14 protein-coding genes are annotated in these 17,503 nt (G+C 66.3%); 9 read left to right on the top strand and 5 right to left on the bottom strand.

The window, feature by feature from the left end; translation table 11 throughout:
• Positions 1 to 7 precede the first annotated feature (7 nt).
• Positions 8 to 181, bottom strand: coding sequence for a hypothetical protein (locus FHS75_RS04375; protein WP_179406463.1), 174 nt, complete (start codon positions 179 to 181; stop codon positions 8 to 10).
• A 148-nt stretch (positions 182 to 329) separates the two neighbouring features.
• Positions 330 to 809, bottom strand: coding sequence for a peroxiredoxin (locus FHS75_RS04370; protein WP_179406462.1), 480 nt, complete (start codon positions 807 to 809; stop codon positions 330 to 332).
• Positions 810 to 1,053: 244 nt separating this feature from the next.
• On the opposite strand from FHS75_RS04370, the gene ahcY reads away from it, so the two are divergent.
• The 8 genes from ahcY to trxA all read left to right on the top strand — a co-directional run bounded on the left by ahcY (position 1,054) and on the right by trxA (position 13,981).
• Positions 1,054 to 2,463 (top strand): adenosylhomocysteinase, encoded by a 1,410-nt coding sequence (gene ahcY / locus FHS75_RS04365; RefSeq protein ID WP_373284967.1) that lies wholly within the window; start codon positions 1,054 to 1,056, stop codon positions 2,461 to 2,463.
• A gap of 159 nt (positions 2,464 to 2,622) precedes the next feature.
• The gene (locus FHS75_RS04360) at positions 2,623 to 4,977 is read left to right on the top strand and encodes a PAS domain-containing sensor histidine kinase (RefSeq protein WP_179406460.1); all 2,355 of its coding nucleotides are present in this window, start codon (positions 2,623 to 2,625) and stop codon (positions 4,975 to 4,977) included.
• Entirely contained in the window at positions 4,974 to 5,435 is a 462-nt protein-coding gene (gene tsaE / locus FHS75_RS04355) for a tRNA (adenosine(37)-N6)-threonylcarbamoyltransferase complex ATPase subunit type 1 TsaE (protein ID WP_179406459.1), read from the top strand. Before FHS75_RS04360 ends, tsaE begins: the two co-directional genes overlap by 4 nt.
• Complete coding sequence (locus FHS75_RS04350; protein WP_179406458.1) at positions 5,426 to 6,412, top strand: aminoglycoside phosphotransferase family protein; 987 nt, start codon at positions 5,426 to 5,428, stop codon at positions 6,410 to 6,412. Before tsaE ends, FHS75_RS04350 begins: the two co-directional genes overlap by 10 nt.
• Positions 6,409 to 7,128: a nucleotidyltransferase family protein gene (locus FHS75_RS04345; RefSeq protein ID WP_179406457.1), complete on the top strand. Its 720-nt coding sequence runs from the start codon at positions 6,409 to 6,411 to the stop codon at positions 7,126 to 7,128. Before FHS75_RS04350 ends, FHS75_RS04345 begins: the two co-directional genes overlap by 4 nt.
• Positions 7,121 to 10,108: a PD-(D/E)XK nuclease family protein gene (locus tag FHS75_RS04340; RefSeq protein ID WP_179406456.1), complete on the top strand. Its 2,988-nt coding sequence runs from the start codon at positions 7,121 to 7,123 to the stop codon at positions 10,106 to 10,108. Before FHS75_RS04345 ends, FHS75_RS04340 begins: the two co-directional genes overlap by 8 nt.
• The gene (gene addA / locus FHS75_RS04335; RefSeq protein ID WP_179406455.1) at positions 10,105 to 13,584 is read left to right on the top strand and encodes a double-strand break repair helicase AddA; all 3,480 of its coding nucleotides are present in this window, start codon (positions 10,105 to 10,107) and stop codon (positions 13,582 to 13,584) included. Before FHS75_RS04340 ends, addA begins: the two co-directional genes overlap by 4 nt.
• Positions 13,585 to 13,660: 76 nt before the next feature.
• Entirely contained in the window at positions 13,661 to 13,981 is a 321-nt protein-coding gene (gene trxA / locus FHS75_RS04330) for a thioredoxin (RefSeq protein ID WP_179406454.1), read from the top strand.
• Here the strand turns inward: trxA and FHS75_RS04325 are convergent.
• From FHS75_RS04325 to FHS75_RS04315, 3 genes are read right to left on the bottom strand one after another with little or no spacing between them, the layout of a single operon-like run.
• Positions 13,978 to 14,784 (bottom strand): inositol monophosphatase family protein, encoded by an 807-nt coding sequence (locus FHS75_RS04325; protein ID WP_229735490.1) that lies wholly within the window; start codon positions 14,782 to 14,784, stop codon positions 13,978 to 13,980. The two genes, trxA and FHS75_RS04325, sit on opposite strands and share 4 nt — an antisense overlap.
• Entirely contained in the window at positions 14,781 to 16,007 is a 1,227-nt protein-coding gene (gene argJ, locus FHS75_RS04320; RefSeq protein ID WP_179406453.1) for a bifunctional glutamate N-acetyltransferase/amino-acid acetyltransferase ArgJ, read from the bottom strand. The genes FHS75_RS04325 and argJ overlap by 4 nt, the downstream gene beginning before the upstream one ends.
• A 31-nt stretch (positions 16,008 to 16,038) precedes the next feature.
• A complete protein-coding gene (locus FHS75_RS04315) occupies positions 16,039 to 17,067 on the bottom strand; it encodes an acyltransferase family protein (RefSeq protein WP_179406452.1) in 1,029 nt (342 codons plus the stop codon).
• A gap of 122 nt (positions 17,068 to 17,189) precedes the next feature.
• Between FHS75_RS04315 and FHS75_RS04310 the strand changes: the two genes are divergently transcribed.
• The gene (locus FHS75_RS04310; RefSeq protein WP_179406451.1) at positions 17,190 to 17,468 is read left to right on the top strand and encodes a hypothetical protein; all 279 of its coding nucleotides are present in this window, start codon (positions 17,190 to 17,192) and stop codon (positions 17,466 to 17,468) included.
• The last annotated feature ends 35 nt before the right edge of the window (positions 17,469 to 17,503 follow it).

Below are 17,503 nucleotides of genomic sequence, written 5' to 3'. Positions count from 1 at the left end.
CGGCGTCTCAGACCGGATTGACCGATCTGTCGGGGTAGTCCTCCGGTTTTGCCCGGCCTGAATTCTTGAGCTTTTGCTTGCTCTCGTGCTCGAGTTCAGGATTGACCGTGTCGTCGGCGAATAGGCGATCCTGCTGCTTTGCGCCGCCCTCGTCCAGGCCTTGCTTTTTGCTGTCGCTCATGTCGGTTCCTCGTGGTTCAGCCAGGGAAACGCGCGACGGCTGCGACATGTTTCGTATGAGTTCGCCCCTTGCGCCGGGCCGTGCAGGGAACTGGACACAGAGACGGTAAGAGGGAAGCCCACCGCCGCGGGCGGGCTCCCCTTGCACCTTACATCTGCGAGAGCATGTGCTCGGCGCTGCTCACCTTGAAATCGCCGCCATCCTCGACGTTGAGCTGCTGGACGGTGCCGTCGTCTACCACCATCGACCAGCGCGAGCCGCGCTGTCCGAGGCCGAAGCCCGAACCGTCCATGGTCAGGCCAAGCGCCTGCGCGAATTCGCCGTTGCCGTCCGCCAGCATGGTGACGTCTTCCGAACCGTCACGTTCTTTCCAGGCCTGCATCACGAACGGATCGTTGACTGCCGTGCAGGCAATCTCGTCGACGCCCTTGCCCTTCAGATCGCCGGACTTGTCGACGAAACCGGGCAGGTGCTTGGCCGAGCAAGTCGGCGTGAATGCGCCGGGGACCGAAAACAGCGCGACCTTGCGGCCCTTGAAGTAATCGCTCGACTGAACCTTTTCCGGTCCTTCCGCCGTCGCCTTGATCAGCGTCACGTCGGGGAGCTTGTCGCCTACCGAAATCGTCATGTCCTGCATCCTTTCCTGCAAATGAACGGGATTGTCGCTGGCGATATAGGCGCGCGATGCGTCGGAACAATGTCGCGGGTTGCCGCATGGCGAGAGTGACAAGCATATAAAGATATCTTTATATTTGCTTCATCCGCCGCGAATCGGTAAGCAGCGGGCAGTTCATGCGCCCGCTTTGGGTGCCGTATCGCCGGCCCGCCGCTGCCGCGCCAACATGCAAAGCAATCTCAGGAGAAGTCCAACCGTGGCCACTGCCATCGAAGCCGAGCAAGATTACGCCATCGCCGACATCGGTCTTGCCGATTACGGGCGCGACGAAATCGCCATCGCCGAAACCGAGATGCCGGGCCTGATGGCCACGCGCGAAGAGTATGGCGCGTCCAAGCCGCTCAAGGGTGCGCGCATCACCGGTTCGCTCCACATGACGATCCAGACCGCCGTCCTGATCGAGACGCTGGTAGAACTCGGTGCCGAAGTGCGCTGGGCGACCTGCAACATCTTCTCGACGCAGGATCACGCCGCCGCCGCGATGGCGGCCGCGGGTGTCCCCGTGTTCGCGATCAAGGGCGAGAGCCTTGCCGACTACTGGGACTACGTCGGGCGTATCTTCGACTGGGGCGAGGACACGACCTGCAACATGATCCTCGACGATGGCGGCGATGCCACGATGTTCGCGCTGTGGGGTGCTCGTCTCGAAGCGGGCGAGGAAATGCCCGCCCCTGAAAACGCCGAAGAGATCGAGATGCAGCGCGCGCTCAAGGCCTTCATCAAGAAGCGCCCCGGCTACCTCACCAAGACCGTCGAGACGATCGAGGGCGTGTCAGAGGAAACGACGACCGGCGTCCACCGGCTTTATCACCTCGAGAAGAAGGGCAAGCTGCCTTTCCCCGCAATCAACGTGAACGATTCGGTGACCAAGTCGAAGTTCGACAACCTTTACGGCTGCCGCGAAAGCCTCGTCGACGCGATCCGTCGCGCCACCGACGTGATGCTGTCGGGCAAGGTTGCCTGCGTCGCCGGCTTCGGCGACGTCGGCAAGGGCTCCGCCGCTTCGCTCCGCCAGGGTGGCGCGCGTGTCCTCGTGACCGAGATCGACCCGATCTGCGCGCTGCAGGCGGCGATGGAAGGCTACGAAGTCGTGACGATGGAAGAAGCGGTCGAGCGCTGCGACATCTTCGTGACCGCCACCGGGAACGAGGGCGTGATCACCGGCGAACACATGAAGGCGATGAAGAACATGGCCATCGTGTGCAATATCGGTCACTTCGATTCCGAGATCCAGATTTCCGCGCTCGACAACTACGAGCAGAAGGAAATCAAGCCGGGCACGGACGTCGTGACCATGCCCGACGGCAAGCAGCTTATCGTTCTTGCCAAGGGTCGCCTCGTGAACCTGGGCTGCGCCACCGGCCACCCGAGCTTCGTGATGAGTTCCTCCTTCACCAACCAGGTCCTTGCGCAGATCGAACTGTTCACCAAGGCCGACGAGTACGAGAACAGGGTCTACGTCCTGCCCAAGCACCTCGACGAAAAGGTCGCCGCGCTGCACCTCGACAAGCTCGGCGTGAAGCTTACCAAGCTTTCTCAGCGGCAGGCCGACTACATCGGCGTGCCGAAGGACGGGCCGTTCAAGCCCGACCACTACCGGTACTGATCCGGCTGCGAGCCTGCCCCCAGTGCGGGAAAGGCGAGAATACGAAGGCTCCTTCCGTCCCGGCGGAAGGGGCCTTTCGTCGATCTGGGCAACGTCCCGGCGGACAGCGACGGTGCAGACCATTGTAATCGCAGGGCCGGCAACGCATAGCCGGGCGCGATGAATCTCGACGAGACGGCCATAGTCCTGATCGGCCTGCTGCTGGCGGCCTGGACGCTTGCGGCGGCCTGGGCCTTCCTCGCCGCGCGCCGCCGCGAGCGGCGTACCGAGGCCATGCAGCGCCATGCCCGGCGCCTTGGCCGGATGGTCGACGAATCGCCCGCGATCCCGCTGCTCGTGCGCGCAGACGGGCGTATCGAAGCGCCTCAGAGACTCGCCAACTGGCTGGGGCTCGACAACGTGCCCGGCTACCTGAGCGAACTCGACGACGGCAAGCGCGGCCTCGACGCCGCGCAGCTTGCCGAGCTTTCCGAGAATGTGCGCCGTACCCAGCGGACTGCGGCGCCGTTCCGCATGGTGGCGACGCCGCGCGGCTCGCGCCGCAGCCTTGCATTGCGCGGGCACCTGGCCGACCCGCAGGTCTCGCCGGGCGGGGCCGCGCTCGTCTGGGTCTTCGACTTCAGCGACAGCGAAAGCGAATTGGTCAAGCTGCGCGAGGAGGCGGCGCGGGCGCGAGGCGACTTCACCGCGCTCGTCTCCCTGATAGAGGCTGCACCGCTGCCGATGTGGTTCCGGGCGCCGGACGGTGCCTTGCGGCTCGTGAACAGCGCCTACGTCGCGGCGGTCGCGGGCGACGGTGCCGAAGATGTTGTCGCGGCGCAGACCGAACTCGTCGAAAGCGTCGACGGCCTGACCGCGCGCCAGGTCGCCGTGCAGGCATCGGAGCAGAAGCAGCCCATCGAGCGGATCGTCAGCGTGACGATCGATGGCCAGCGCCGCGCCATGCGGGTGAGCGACTTGCCGCTGGGCGACGACGGGATCGCCGGATACGCGGTGGACATCGAGGATTTGGAGGAACTGGGCCGCTCGTTCCGCGCATTCCGCGATGCCCAGCGCTCGATGCTCGACCAGCTATCGGCGGGCGTCGCGCAGTTCGATGCCAAGCGGCAACTGATCTTCGCCAACCGCCCGTTCCAGCGCATCTTCGGCCTGACCCCCGCTGCCATGCTCGACCCGCCGCAATTCGCACGCTTCCTCGACATCGCGCGCGACGAAGGCCGGGTTCCCGAAGCGCGCGACTTTCCCGAATGGCGGCGCGAGAAGGCCGGCTGGTTTTCCTCGAGCGAAACCCGGGAGGAAGCGTGGCCGCTCCCCGACGGGACGCACCTGCGCATCGTCGCGCAGCCGGTGCCCGACGGGGGATTGCTCCTCATCGCCGAGGACCGGACCGAGCAGCTGCGGCTGTCCGCCATGCGCGACACGCTCCTGCGCACGCGCACGGCGACGTTCGACAGCCTGTTCGAATCGGTCGCCGTCTTTGCGCCCGATGGCAGGATGCAGCTCTGGAACCGGCGCTTCGCCGCGGACTGGGGCCTCGACGAGGAATTTCTCGACACGCATCCGCACGTCGAGGACCTGCTCGCCAAGATCGCCGCGCGCGTTGCCGAAGGCGAGCCGGCCAGGGGCGTGGGCGATGCCGTCCGCGCCGCTACACTCGACCGCAAGCAGACCAGCGGCCGGATCGGCCTTGCGGACGGACGGACGCTGGAGTTCGCGGGCGTTCCGCTACCCGATGGAAACGGCCTGCTCACCGTCCTCGACATTACCGATTCGCAAAAGGCGGAGTCCGCCCTTCGCGAACGTAACGCGGCCCTGATGGAAGCCGACGCGGTAAAGACGCGCTTCCTTGCGAACATGAGCTACGAATTGCGCACGCCGCTCACTTCGATCGGCGGCTTCGCGGAACTGCTGCAAGGCGGTATCGGCGGCGAGCTCGACGAAAGCGGCCGGGAATATGTCGGCGCGATCCTCTCGTCGGTCGATCGTCTCGGCGAACAGATCGAAAGCCTGCTCGACCTGTCGCAAAGCGAGGCGGGAATGTTGCCGCTGGCCAAGGACAGGATCGAACTGATGCCCTTTGCCGAAAGCCTCGCTCGCGAGCGGGCGAAGCGCATAGGGGAGGCAGGCCTGACGCTCGACTTGCGCGGCGACAAGTCCGCAGGGGCGATCGCCGGAGACAGGCGGCGGCTTGCGCGGGCCATCGGCCACCTGCTCGACAACGCCATTGCGGCGACGCCAAAGGGCGGGCGCATCCTGCTCGACGTATCGCGCCAAAATACCGGGGAAGGCGAGGTCGCGCGCATCGTCGTCTCAGACAACGGGCGCGGGATGGACGAACAGACGCTGGCGCGCGCTCTCGACGGGCTGAAGGTCGCCTCGGACGGCCACACCGTCGAACGGAGGCAGGGCCTCGGCCTGCCGCTTGCGCGCCAGCTCGTCGAGGCACATGGCGGGACGCTCGAACTTCTGTCCGAGCCGGGCGAGGGCACCGCCGCGATCGTCGAATTGCCGTGAAGGTCTCGCTGCCCGACCTTGCCGCGATGGAACGGTTCGGTGCCGGCATCGCCGCGCAACTTCGCGCCGGAGATGTCGTGGCACTTTCGGGCGAACTTGGCGCGGGCAAGACGACGCTGGCCCGGGCGATCGTCTCCGCGCTGGGCCACGAGGGCGAAGTTCCGTCGCCAAGTTTCGCGATTATCGAGCTTTACGAACCGCCTGCAGTACGCCTGCCGCTCGTCCATGCCGACTTCTACAGGCTCTCGCATCCCGGGGAGGTCGAGCAGCTCGGCCTCGACGACTATCGCGAAGGTGCGGCGATGCTGGCCGAGTGGCCCGAGCATGCAGGTGGTTTCGGCCACGAGCCAGCCTGCCTTTCGATTGGGCTCGAGCATGCGACGAAAAGTGCGGAAACGGGACGGATTGCGATTGTCGAACCCGGTCCCGATTGGCTAGGCCGCCTGCCATGTCCGTAACCCTTCCCGAAGGTATCGAGCCGTTTCTCGACAAGGCCGGCTGGTCCGGCGCGAAGATCGAGCCGCTGGCGGGCGATGCCTCGTTCCGCCGATATTTCCGCGTCCGCCGCGATGGCGAGACCGCGATGCTCATGGATGCGCCGCCGCCCGAGGAAGACCCGCGACCGTTCCTGCGCGCCGCCCGGTGGCTCGACGAGAACGGCATGCGCGCGCCGCGTATCCTCGCCGAAAGTCCCGCTCGCGGACTTGTCCTGCTCGAGGATTTCGGCGAGGCGCGGATGCGCGATTATCTCGACCAGTGGCCCGACGACGAGGAGGCGGTGTACCGCACGGCGGTCGATGCCCTCGTCGAACTGCATACGCTTCCTCCCGGACCGTTCACGGCCTACGGACTTGCCGAGTACCAGCGCGAGGCGAAACTGCTGGTAGACTGGTATTGTCCCGCCCGGAACCTTTATGTCGACGGTCCCGGTTACGCGGCCGCCTGGGAAGAAGTGCTCAGTCCGTTGCTTCCGCGCCAGCGCCCCGGCGTAACCGTGCTGCGCGACTACCATGCCGAGAATATCATGTTGCTCGGCGCGCTCCAGAAGCAGGGCCTGCTCGATTTCCAGGACGCGCTGGTCGGGCACCCGGCCTACGACCTCGTCTCGTTGTTGCAGGATGCCCGCCGCGACGTCGCGCCCGATCTCGAACAGGGGATGCTCGAACGCTACCTGACCCGGACCGGCAGCGACAGGGAGACGTTCCTTGCCGACTACGCGCGGCTCGGCGCGCAGAGGAACGCCAAGATCGTTGGCATCTTCGTGCGCCTGAACCAGCGCGACGGAAAGCCGCGCTATCTGAACTACATTCCGCGCGTCTGGCGCCTGCTCGAGCGCGATCTCGCGCATCCGGCGCTGGCCCCGGTGGCGAAGTGGTTCGACGCCAACATCCCGGAAGCGCTGCGGCAGGCCGACGGCGGAGAATTCGGTAAATGACGAAGCTGGCCAGCGATACCGCGATGGTCCTTGCCGCCGGTCTCGGCAAACGCATGCGACCGCTCACCGCCTCGACTCCGAAGCCGCTGGTGCGCGTCGGAGGAAAGGCCCTTATCGACTACAGCCTCGACCAGATCGACGATGCGGGAATTCCGAAGGCCATCGTCAATGTCCATTACCTAGCCGATGCGCTCGAGGCGCACCTCGAGAAGCGCAAGCGTGGCCCGGAAACCTCGACTTCGGACGAGCGGGCGCTGCTGCTCGAAACCGGCGGCGGCATGACGAAGGCGCTGCCGCAGCTGCCCGACCCCTTCTTCTGTCTCAACAGCGACAATATCTGGCTCGACGGTCCGCGCAACGTGTTCGCCGAGCTTTCCGCGGCATGGGATCCCGAGCGGATGGATGCGCTCCTGCTCGTCGTTTCGCATGTCAGGGCGCTGAACTATCGCGGGAAGGGCGATTTCTACCTCGATCCGTTGGGCAGGGTCGCGCGGCGCAGGCCTGGCCGGATCGCGCCCTTCATATACACCGGGATACAGCTCGTGTCGCACCGCCTGATGCGCAATGCACCGGAAGGACCGTTCTCGACGAACGTCTTGTGGCAACGCGCGATCGAGGAGGGCCGACTGTTCGGCGCGGCGCACACCGGGCTGTGGTTCGAGGTCGGCGAACCGGCGGCGATCAGGCCGACCGAGGAGTGGCTGGCGCGTGCCTGAGGCGCGCGGTCCCCAGGTCTATTCGATTGCCGCGCATCGCGGTTTTGCAGATGCCCTCGTCGCCGGTCTGGTGCCCCGATACCGCGAAGAGGGGTTCGGACTTGCGCGCCTGACCCTGCTCTTGCCGAGCCGCCGAACGGTGCGGACCGTCACCGAGGCATTCGTGCGCCATTCGGGTGAAGGGCTCTTGCTCCCGCGCATGGCCGTCGTGGGCGATCTCGACCTCGACGAGACGCTCGGGCCGTTGCTCGATCCGCTCGGGGCGGGCGCGGACATTCCCCCTGCGTCCGATCCGACCCGGCGCTGGCTGAGGCTCGCAGCCATCCTGCGCGAAGTCGAGGGCGATGCGGCGGCCAGCGGTCCTGCCCTGCTTCGCCAGGCGTTCGAGATCGCCCGCACGATGGACCGACTGCTGGTCGAGGGTATCGCACCCGACGACCTCCTTTCCGAACGGGTGAGGGGGATCGTCAGCGAAGTTGCGAAACACTGGACGGACAGCACGCGCACGTTCCTGATGGTGCAGGCCCACTGGCTCGCCGAACTGGCCGAACGCGGGGAGGTCGATCCGCCGGCACGGCGCAATCTCCTGTTCGAGGGGGCTGCGCGGAGCTGGAGCGGCGATCCGCCGGGCCATCCGATCGTCGCTGCCGGCGTGACCAGTGCATCGCCCGCTCTCGCACGCCTGCTGCGAGTCGTGTCAGAACTGCCCATGGGAGCGGTGATCCTTCCCGATCTCGACCTTTCGCTCGATGAAGAGGTGTGGGATGCGCTGGGGACGGCAGGCAAGCCAGCAGCCGCTGGAGACCCGCCGTTCGGGACGCGGGACTGCAACGCGCACCCGCAATATCACCTCAAGCTGCTGCTGAACCGGATGGGTATCGCGCGAGAGGAAGTGCGGCCCTGGCATCGCGCGGGAGTATCCGCGGCACCGCCTGAGCGCAGCAAGGCGATTTCGAACCTGTTCCTGCCGCCTGCCGCGAGCGCGCGCTGGGTCGACCTTCCGGCCGAGCGACGCCGGCTTTCGGCGGTTCGCCTCATGGAAACGGCGCACCCCGGCGAGGAAGCCCAGGCCATCGCGATCCTCATCCGGCGCGCGCTTGACGAGCCGGAGAAGCGGGTCGCGCTCGTCACGCCCGACCGGGGGCTTGCCGCGCGGGTGGTGGCGCACCTGCAGCGCTGGGGCATCGTCGCCGACGATACCGGCGGACGACCGCTGTCGCAGACGGCTGCCGGGCGCGTCTTGCTGCTGCTTGCCGAAGTGGTGGCGGAGAGCGCGGCACCGGTTCCGCTCGTCTCGCTACTAGTCCATCCGATGGTTCGCGACGGGGAGGGGCGGGCGCAATGGCTCGACCATGCGCGCAAATTCGACCTTGCGCTGCGTGGGCCAAGGCCGGCGCCGGGCCTTGCTCCGCTGCGACTTCTCGCGGCGGAAAACGAGCTTGAAGCGTGGTGGGCGGAGGTCGACGCGATCCTTGCGCCGCTGTTTGGGCTGGGCGAGGAGGCAGCACTTGCCGAGTTGATCGAAACCCTGTGCAGCGCGGCCGAGGCCTTGTGCGGTGATCGCCTGTGGAGCGAAGCGCAGGGCAAGTCGCTTTCAGCCTTTGTCGAGAATTTGCGCGAAGCTGCCCGCGATGCCGGAACGCGCCTTGCCCCTGCGGACCTTGCGGCCGTACTGCGCGATGCGATGGACCGCGTTTCGGTACGTCCCCCGTGGGGCGGGCATCCGCGCGTCTCCGTCTATGGCTTGCTCGAAGCGCGCATGAGCCGCGCCGACCTCGTCATTTGCGGCGGTCTGGTGGAAGGGGTGTGGCCAGCCAGCCCCCCGACCGACGCGCTTTTGCCGCCCGCCGTACTACGCGCGCTCGGCGTGCCGGGAGCCGATTTTCGCACCGGCCTTGCCGCGCACGACCTGGCCGCCGCGCTGGGCGCGCCCGAAGTCGTGCTAAGCCACGCGCAACGCGACGAGGGCGGGCCGGTCATCCCCTCGCGTTTCGTGTTGCGCGTTCGCGCGCTGCTCGGCGACCTGCTCCCCGCTCATCTCGAAACCGAGGCGGTGCGGCTTGCGCAGGCTATCGACGATGCCGCGCCCGCTCCTTCCTATCCCCGGCCCGAACCGCGCCCCAACGCCGCGCAGCGCCTCGTCGATATATCCGCCACCGGCCTCGACCGGCTGCGCAGCGATCCGTACCAGTTCTACGCGGCCTCGATCCTCAACCTGCGGTCGCTCGACATCCTCGACGCTGAGCCGACGGCGGCGTGGAAAGGCATCGCGGTCCACGAGATCCTCGAGGCCTGGCATGCCGAGGGCAATCCTGCCGGGGAACTTGTCACCGTTGCCGAGGACGTGCTCGACCGGATGAGCGCTCACCCGCTGATGCGCTCGCTCTGGCGTCCGCGCCTGGTCGGTGCGCTCGAATGGATCGACCGGGAAATCGTGCGGCTGCGCGACGAGGAGGGCCGCACCGTCGCGGCATCGGAGGCGTGGGGCGACATGACCGTGCGCGGAGTACGCATCCACGGGCGCGCCGACCGGATCGACATGCTCCACGACGACGCACTCGCGATCGTCGATTACAAGACCGGCAGTCCGCCCACTCGCCGCATGGTCAAGGAAGGCTTCTCGCTCCAGCTTGGCCTGATCGGTCTCATCGCGCAGGCAGACGGCTTCGAGGAGGTACGCGGCGAGCCCGTTGATTTCGAGTACTGGTCGCTTTCCCGCGATCCCAAACGGCGCGACGAGGACGGGTTCGGATTTTGCTTCGAACCCTTTCGCACGTCCCGCGCCGACGGCGTGGCCAAAGAGGATTTCCTGGCGGCTACCGAAGCCTATCTTCACGATGCGCTGGACCGGTGGATTCTCGGCGAAGACCCGTTCACCGCGCGGCTCAATCCCGACGTCGGCAGTTACAACGACTACGACCAGCTCATGCGGCTCGACGAGTGGTTCACCCGGCTCGGCGAAGACGGAGGCGCGGCATGAGCGGCAAGGTCCACCCGCTCCACGGCAACCAGATGCGTGCCGTCGAACCAGACGAGACCGTCTGGCTTTCGGCCTCGGCAGGTACCGGCAAGACGCAGGTTCTTTCCTCTCGCGTGCTGCGCCTCCTGCTGCAGCGGGGTGTCGAGCCCTCGCAAATCCTGTGCCTGACGTTCACCAAGGCCGGGGCGACCGAGATGGCCGCGCGGATCAACGAACGGCTCGCGCGCTGGGTACGACTGCCCGCGACAAGCCTTGCCGAGGAGTTGCAGGCCATCGGTGCCGCGATCGATCCTGCGACGCAGGACCGCGCGCGTACCCTCTTCGCGTCGGTGCTCGACTGTCCCGGCGGTGGCCTGCGGATCGATACGATCCATGCCTTCTCGCAGTGGCTGCTCGGTGCCTTCCCGCTCGAAGCGGGATTGTCGCCGGGTACGCGGGCGATGGAAGATCGCGACCGGATCGTGCTGTTGCGCCAGGTGCTCGCGGACCTTCTCGTCAGGGCCGAGAGCGAACCGCTTTCCGATCCCAGCCTTTCGTCGGCGCTTGCGGACCTGTCGCTGCGCATGGGTCCCGACGCGGTCGAGGCCTATCTCCTTCGCTGCGCCGAATCGCGCGAGGCGTGGTTCGGGCCGGGAGCCTGGCAGGAACCGCTGCGGCCACGTGTGCTGCAACTTCTCGGGCTGCCTGCCGATGCCGACCGATCGCAGCTTGCCGGGCTGTGCGGAGACGACGTGTTCGATGTGGCCTCGCTCAGGAGCTGCATGGAGATCAACGCCGGGTGGAGCGCCGCTACCGGGCAGCACGCCGCCGCCGCAATCGCCGGGTGGCTCGCGGGCGATGCCGAGGCGCGGGGAAGGGGCCTCGATGCGCTTGCCGCTGTCTTCCTTACCAAGGACGGGAAGCCGCGCTCGACACGCTCGCAGGACAAGATCGACCCGGAATATGCCACGCACTGCGAGCGTGTCATCGCGTGCATCGCCGCCGTGGCCGAAACCCGGGCTCTGCTCGATCTTGCCGAGCGGCTCGTGCCGGCCCTGCGGCTCGGGCGTGCGTTCGCGCTTGCGTGGGACGAAGCGAAGCGACGCGAAGGTTTTATCGACTTCGACGACCAGATTCGCATCGCCGCATCATTGCTCAGCGACGCCGACTACGCGCAATGGATCGGCTATAAGCTCGACCGGCGCTTCGATCACATCCTCGTCGACGAGGCGCAGGACACCAACGCCTCGCAGTGGCGGATCATCGATGCCCTGACGCAGGAATTCTTCGCGGGCCTGGGCCAGCGCGGCGATGTCATGCGCACGCTCTTCGTCGTTGGCGATTACAAGCAGGCGATCTTTCGCTTTCAGGGCACCAGCCCCGAAAATTTTGAGCGCGCAAAACAGCGGGTGCGCGATGCGATGGCGGGTGCCAAGGAAAACGCCGAGCGCCAGCGTAGCAATTACAGGGCCCGCGAACTGCGCGACTACGGGCTCGACCGCAGCTTCCGGACGGCGCAGACGGTGCTCGACTTCGTCGACGCGGCGATTGCGAATATCGGTGCCGACGCATTCGGGCTTCCCGAGGCGCCCCAGAAGCACGAGGGAGAGGACCGGCCCGGCTATGTCGCGATTTGGCGTCCCGTGGGGGCAATCGACGAGGAAGAGGAGGACGAGCCCGAGGAGGGGGCGCAAGGCTGGCTCTCGCGGCCAGACCGGCAAATGGCCGAAAGGATAGCGCGGCAAGTCGCGCAATGGATGGACCCCGCCGGTCCCGGCTTTCCGCTGGTGAAAGGCGGCAAGCGGAGGGCGGGTCCGGGAGACGTCATGGTCCTGGTTCGCAAGCGGCGGGATCTTGCGGGCCTTGTCGTCGCACGCCTTCATGCCGCCGGCGTGGCCGTTGCGGGTGTCGACAGGCTGAGGCTCGGGGCACCGCTGGCGGTCCGCGATCTCGTTGCCGCGTTGCGCTTCGCCGCACAGCCGTTCGACGACCTCAACCTTGCCTGCCTGCTCGGATCTCCGCTCGTCGGGTGGAGCCAGGAACAGATACTCGAGCATTGCTACAGGCCAAAGCATACCGGGCTGTGGTCGCACCTGAGGCGGTCGAGCCACCCCGATGTGGCGGCGGCGATGGAGCTTCTTGGCGCCCTGCTGCGCCTTGCCGATTTCGAACCACCGCAGGCCCTGTTGCACTGGCTGCTCGTCGGTCCCTGGCAGGCGCGGCGCAAGCTGGTGGCGCGGTTGGGGCGCGAGGCGAACGATCCCATCGACGAATTGCTCAACGCCGCCAATTCCTTCGCCGCCAGCCACACGCCGGGGCTTGCAGCCTTCCTCAACTGGTTCGACGCGGGCGAGGGCGAACTGAAGCGGGAAGCGGGCAGCAGCGACAATCTCGTGCGCGTAATGACCGTCCACGGCTCGAAGGGATTGCAGGCACCCATCGTCATCCTAGCCGACGCTACGGGAAATCCGGACAACAGCCGCACCTCCGACCTGTCGCTGCCAGACCCGGCCGCGCCCGATCAGCGCAGCATACCGCTGCCCGGCCTCCGCAAGGAGGAGATCGCAGGCAGGCTGAAGGATCACGCGGAGCAAACTGCGCTCGCCGACCGTGAAGAGCACTGGCGGCTGCTCTACGTCGCGATGACCCGAGCCGAAGAAGCGCTTTTCATCGGCGGTGCGCTTGGCGCGCGCGAGAATGAGCCTGCCGATGACAGCTGGTATGCCAGGTTGCGCGGCCTCTTCCCCGCGGACGACTGGCGGGCCGATCCGATCTTCGGCGGCAGGCTGGAATGGGGGGAGATGCCGGAAACGGTGCCCAGCGATGACGCCGCGATCACGGGCCTGCCGCTCCCCGAGCCGCTGCCGCGCTGGCTTACGATCGTTCCTCCCGCCGAAGCACGCCCGCCAAGGCCGCTCGCACCGTCTGCGCTCGGCGAGGAGGAAGAGGCTCCCGATCCGCCCTATCCACCGGGAGCAGGGGAAGACGCCGCACGGCGCGGTACGACCATCCACAAGTTGCTGGAGCGTCTGCCCGATATTCCGGACGATCTTCGCGAAGAGGCCGGTAAGCGCTGGCTGCAGCGCAATGCCGCTGACTTCACGGAGGTCGACCGGGCCGCGATGCTGGACGGTGCGCTCGCCGTACTGCGCCATCCGGGCTGGCAGGAGCTGTTCTCGGGCGAGAGCCTTGCGGAAGTGCCGTTCGCCGCGACTGTCGGCGGCAGCGTCGTTGCCGGATCGATAGACCGGCTGCTCCTCGCGCCCGACCGTATTCGTGTCGTCGACTACAAGACCTCGCGGCGTCCCCCCGCCGACATCGCGGCGGTGCCGCGTTCGATCATGCGCCAGATGGCCGCCTATGCAGCCGCTCTCGAAAGCATCTATCCCGGACGCACGGTCGATGTCGCGCTGCTTTATACCTCCGTGCCGCTTCTGCTGCCGATCCCGCAGGACATGCTGGCGGAACACAAGCAGGCCTTGGTCGGTTCGGAGTAAAGCTATCGGCTGCGCGCCGTTGTCATTGTGCCGCGTGTCCCTAAATATTCGGCAAAGGCCAGACAGGAGTTCATAAATGCCCACCAAAGCCGTCACCGACGCCAGCTTCGAAGCCGATGTGCTCAACTCAGATACGCCCGTCCTCGTCGATTTCTGGGCGGACTGGTGCGGTCCATGCAAGATGATCGGCCCCGCGCTCGAGGAAATCAGCGAGGAACTGGAAGGCAAGGTGACGATCGCCAAGATGGACATCATGGCCAATCCCGACGTCCCGGGAAAGATGGGCGTCCAGTCGATCCCCTACCTCGTCCTGTTCAAGGATGGCGAGCCAGTTGCGCAGAAACTTGGCGCCGCGCCGAAAAGCCAGCTCAAGGGCTGGATCGAGAGCGAAATCTAGATCCGCGCCATTCTCCCGGCGAGTTCGTCCCACATGGCGGGCGTGGCCGCTCCGATCAGTCCGGGGCGGCCTTGCTCGTCCACGCGATAGGGCGAACCGTCGGGCCGTGCGGCCTTGCCCCCGGCCTCGTTCAGAAATAGCACGCCTGCCGCGTGGTCCCAGGCAAGCGTCCGCTCGAAGATCGAAACGTCGTTCTGTCCCAGGGCAAGGCGTGGGTACTGTTCGGCGGCGCAGCGCGGAATATCGACCAGCCGGTAATGTGGCGCGATATGCTCCTTCAGCTTCTCGCGCTGCGCATCGTCGACGAAAAGAAGCGAGATCGCCGCGACCGGTGGGCTTTCACCGCTGGGCTGCGCGGTGATCCTCTCTCCGTTCACGAATGCGCCGCCACCCGCCAGTGCGTGACAGAACCGTCCGGTCAGGCAATCGAAAATCCAGCCGCCTACCGCGATGCCATCCTGCGCCAATGCGACGAGCACGCCAAAAGGCGGTTTGCCGGCGGCGAAGTTGTTCGTCCCGTCGAGCGGATCGACGATCCAGCACAACTCCGCGCCGAGGGCGTCCAGCACCGCCGGGTCCTTGTGCGCCGCCTCCTCGCCGACGAAGGCAGCTTCCGGCAAAAGCGCAGGGAGGCGTTCGGCGAGGATCGCCTCGCTTTCACGGTCCGACACGGTGACGAGGTCGTCCTCCGCCTTGCTGGAGACCTGCGCTTCCGAAAGCGAGCGGTAGCGCGGCATGATCGCGCGGTCGCTCGCTTCCTGCATCGCCGACCTGACGCCCGCGGTCAGGCTTTCGGCGATCAACTGCGGTAGTCCGCGTTTATCGAGATGTATCCGTGCGTAAGATCGCAGGTCCAGACCGTGGAGCTCCCCTGACCCAGGCCAAGATCGATCTCGATCGAGACTTCGGAGCGCTTGAGGTGCTTCGCGACCGGTTCCTCGTCGTAGTCCGGCAATGGCTGCCCTTCGCGCGCCGCCCAGATGCCGCCGAACCCGATCGACAGCCGGTCGCGGTCGGCGGGCTCTCCCGCCTTGCCGACGGCCATGACAACGCGGCCCCAGTTGGCATCCTCGCCCGCTATGGCGGTCTTCACCAGCGGCGAATTGGCGACTGCAAGGCCGACCTTGCGAGCGCTCTCGTCGCTGATCGCACCGCTGACCGAAACCGAGATGAATTTCGTCGCGCCTTCGCCGTCGCGCACGACGAGGTGCGCGAGTTGCCTGCACACGTCACGCAGGGCAGCTGCGAAGGCGTCCGCGCCTGGATCGTCGAACGATGCAAGCTGCTTATTCCCAGCTTGCGCGGTAGCGAAAGCGAGCACGGTGTCGCTGGTAGAGGTATCCGAATCCACGGTGATGCAATTGAAGGCTTCGGCATTCGCCGCCGAAAGGCATTGCTGCAGGAAGGCAGGAGCGACGTCCGCATCGGTGAAGACATAGCCCAGCATGGTTGACATGTCGGGCGCGATCATGCCGCTTCCCTTGACGATCCCCGCGATCTCGATCCTTTTTCCGTCGACGATCGCGCTTGCCATTGCTCCTTTCGCAAAGGTGTCGGTAGTGCCGATCGTGTTGGCGGCATCCTCCCACGAACAGGGCTGAGCGCCGAACACCCTGTCCAGTCCCTCGCGCGCCTTGTCCTTGGGCAGCGGAACGCCGATAACCCCCGTGGACGAGACGAACACGTCGCCGGGCAGACAGTCGAGGTGCTCCGCGACCTGTTGCATGATCTGTTCGACTGCCTCGCGCCCGCGGTATCCGGTGAAGGCATTCGAGTTGCCAGCATTGACCACCAGCGCCCGCGCCGAACCGCGCGCAACGTTCTCGCGCCCGATCTCCACTTCCGAAGAGCAGCAGATATTGCGCGTGAAGACGCCCGCGACCGCCGTACCCTCGGCAAGTTCGACGTAGGTGAGGTCGCAGCGGCCCCAGGCCTTGTAGCCCGCGCGGGCGATGCGCGGCACGGCGCCCGATATCGCGGGCATATCCGGAAAGGGGACGGCAAGCGGCGAAGTCAAGTGGCTCATGCACCCGGCGCTAGCGCGTCGTCGCGTCAGGTCAAGCGGTAGCCGCAGCCCGCGCCGCGCGCCGCTGCCTTGACTTGCGCGCGGAGAACGCCTCGGTAGCGACCGCCATCGCCTGCGCGGCCAGCAGCGATACGGCGATGCCGCACACCGCGAACCATCCCGACTTGCCGAAACTCGCCGTCCACAGCAGCAGTGGCAGGTGAACGGCGTACAGCGGGAACGAGAGCGCTCCCAGCTTTTCGAGGACCCGATGGACCGAGGCCGGCGGCGTCGCCAGGGCGCACGCCCAGAAGAGGGCGGGGAACACAAATATCGTCACGAGCATGTCGCCCACCGGTCGGCTGATCGGCAGGTAACGCAGCGACATCGCGATCGCGATCGGACCGATGAGCGCGGCGCTCCACGAAAGGATCGGTTTGTACTGCCCCTTGGCAAACTTGCGACCGAACCAGATGCCGATGATGTAGGAGAATGCGATCCGGGGGAAAGACCAGGCGAAATTGCCCGCGTCCGGACCAAGGCCGTTCGCGCCGAAATGCAGGATTGTCCAGGCCAGCAGGGTGCCGGAGAGGAGCGCGACGGCAAGAAGTGTCCGGTCGCCCAGATAGCGCAGCAGGAAGGCATGCGCGATGTTGGCGACGATCTCGTGGAAAAGCGACCATTGCGGTCCGTTGAGCGGAAAGACCTGCCAGGACATCGTGAATGTCGGGATCATCGCCAGCGCCATGACGAGGAGAAGCGGAACGTCGCTCCAGCCCTCCGTGCTGCCCATGACCGCCGCACCGATCAGCGCGCCGACCGCGATTGTCGGCCAAAGCCGTTTCACCCGCGCGGCAAGAAATCCGAGGCCGGTCTGCCCCTTCGCCATCCGAGGCTCGGCCACGAGCGTCAGCACGAAACCGCTGAGGACGAAGAACATGTCGACGAAAAGGTAGCTGCGAGAGAACGGGGTCGAAATCCCGAACACGGTTCCGACATGGAAGAGCATGACGGCAATCGCGGCGATACCGCGCAATCCGTCGAGTTGTATCAGTCTTCCCGCATGTACTCCGGGCTGCATGAACTTCGTCCCCTCGTTTGGGCGACGAATAATCGGGAAATGGTTAAATCCCCGCAAAAGCACGGGGACTATTCGCCCTCGCCGTACTGGACGCGTCGGGGCGGAGCCCTTATCTGGCAGCAATGGCATACCGCCTGCTCCTTGCGATCGTGGCCCTGCTGTCCGGACTTGCTGCTCTTGCGGCCCCGACAAGTGCGCGCACGATCTACGGCGGAAATTGCGAGGTAAGCGCGCTCTCGCTCCCGGCTGCGACGCAGCCCGGCAAGGTGTCCGCAGCGTCGGTGTCCTTCGTGGACAGGACGCCCCGAACCACGACAATGCGGGCGTCCTCGCCGACCGGGTCGCGTGTCGCGCCCCCCGTTTCCACGGTGCAGACCGGGATCGACCGCGCGCACGAATAGCGCGTTCGCCCCTATCCGATCCCTTGGGGCAAGGT

The sequence above is a fragment of the Novosphingobium marinum genome, assembly GCF_013408095.1.
Taxonomy (GTDB): Bacteria; Pseudomonadota; Alphaproteobacteria; order Sphingomonadales; family Sphingomonadaceae; genus Novosphingobium; species Novosphingobium marinum.
This window is presented reverse-complemented; position numbering and strand designations above follow the sequence as displayed.

What these genes read in the sequence shown, in the direction of transcription:
- FHS75_RS04375 (WP_179406463.1), bottom strand. Translation starts at nt 181, where the DNA reads ATGAGCGACAGCAAAAAGCAAGGCCTGGACGAGGGCGGCGCAAAGCAG.
- FHS75_RS04370 (WP_179406462.1), bottom strand. Translation starts at nt 809, where the DNA reads ATGACGATTTCGGTAGGCGACAAGCTCCCCGACGTGACGCTGATCAAG.
- FHS75_RS04360 (WP_179406460.1), top strand. Translation starts at nt 2,623, where the DNA reads ATGAATCTCGACGAGACGGCCATAGTCCTGATCGGCCTGCTGCTGGCG.
- FHS75_RS04350 (WP_179406458.1), top strand. Translation starts at nt 5,426, where the DNA reads ATGTCCGTAACCCTTCCCGAAGGTATCGAGCCGTTTCTCGACAAGGCC.
- FHS75_RS04345 (WP_179406457.1), top strand. Translation starts at nt 6,409, where the DNA reads ATGACGAAGCTGGCCAGCGATACCGCGATGGTCCTTGCCGCCGGTCTC.
- addA (WP_179406455.1), top strand. Translation starts at nt 10,105, where the DNA reads ATGAGCGGCAAGGTCCACCCGCTCCACGGCAACCAGATGCGTGCCGTC.
- trxA (WP_179406454.1), top strand. Translation starts at nt 13,661, where the DNA reads ATGCCCACCAAAGCCGTCACCGACGCCAGCTTCGAAGCCGATGTGCTC.
- argJ (WP_179406453.1), bottom strand. Translation starts at nt 16,007, where the DNA reads ATGAGCCACTTGACTTCGCCGCTTGCCGTCCCCTTTCCGGATATGCCC.
- FHS75_RS04315 (WP_179406452.1), bottom strand. Translation starts at nt 17,067, where the DNA reads ATGCAGCCCGGAGTACATGCGGGAAGACTGATACAACTCGACGGATTG.
- FHS75_RS04310 (WP_179406451.1), top strand. Translation starts at nt 17,190, where the DNA reads ATGGCATACCGCCTGCTCCTTGCGATCGTGGCCCTGCTGTCCGGACTT.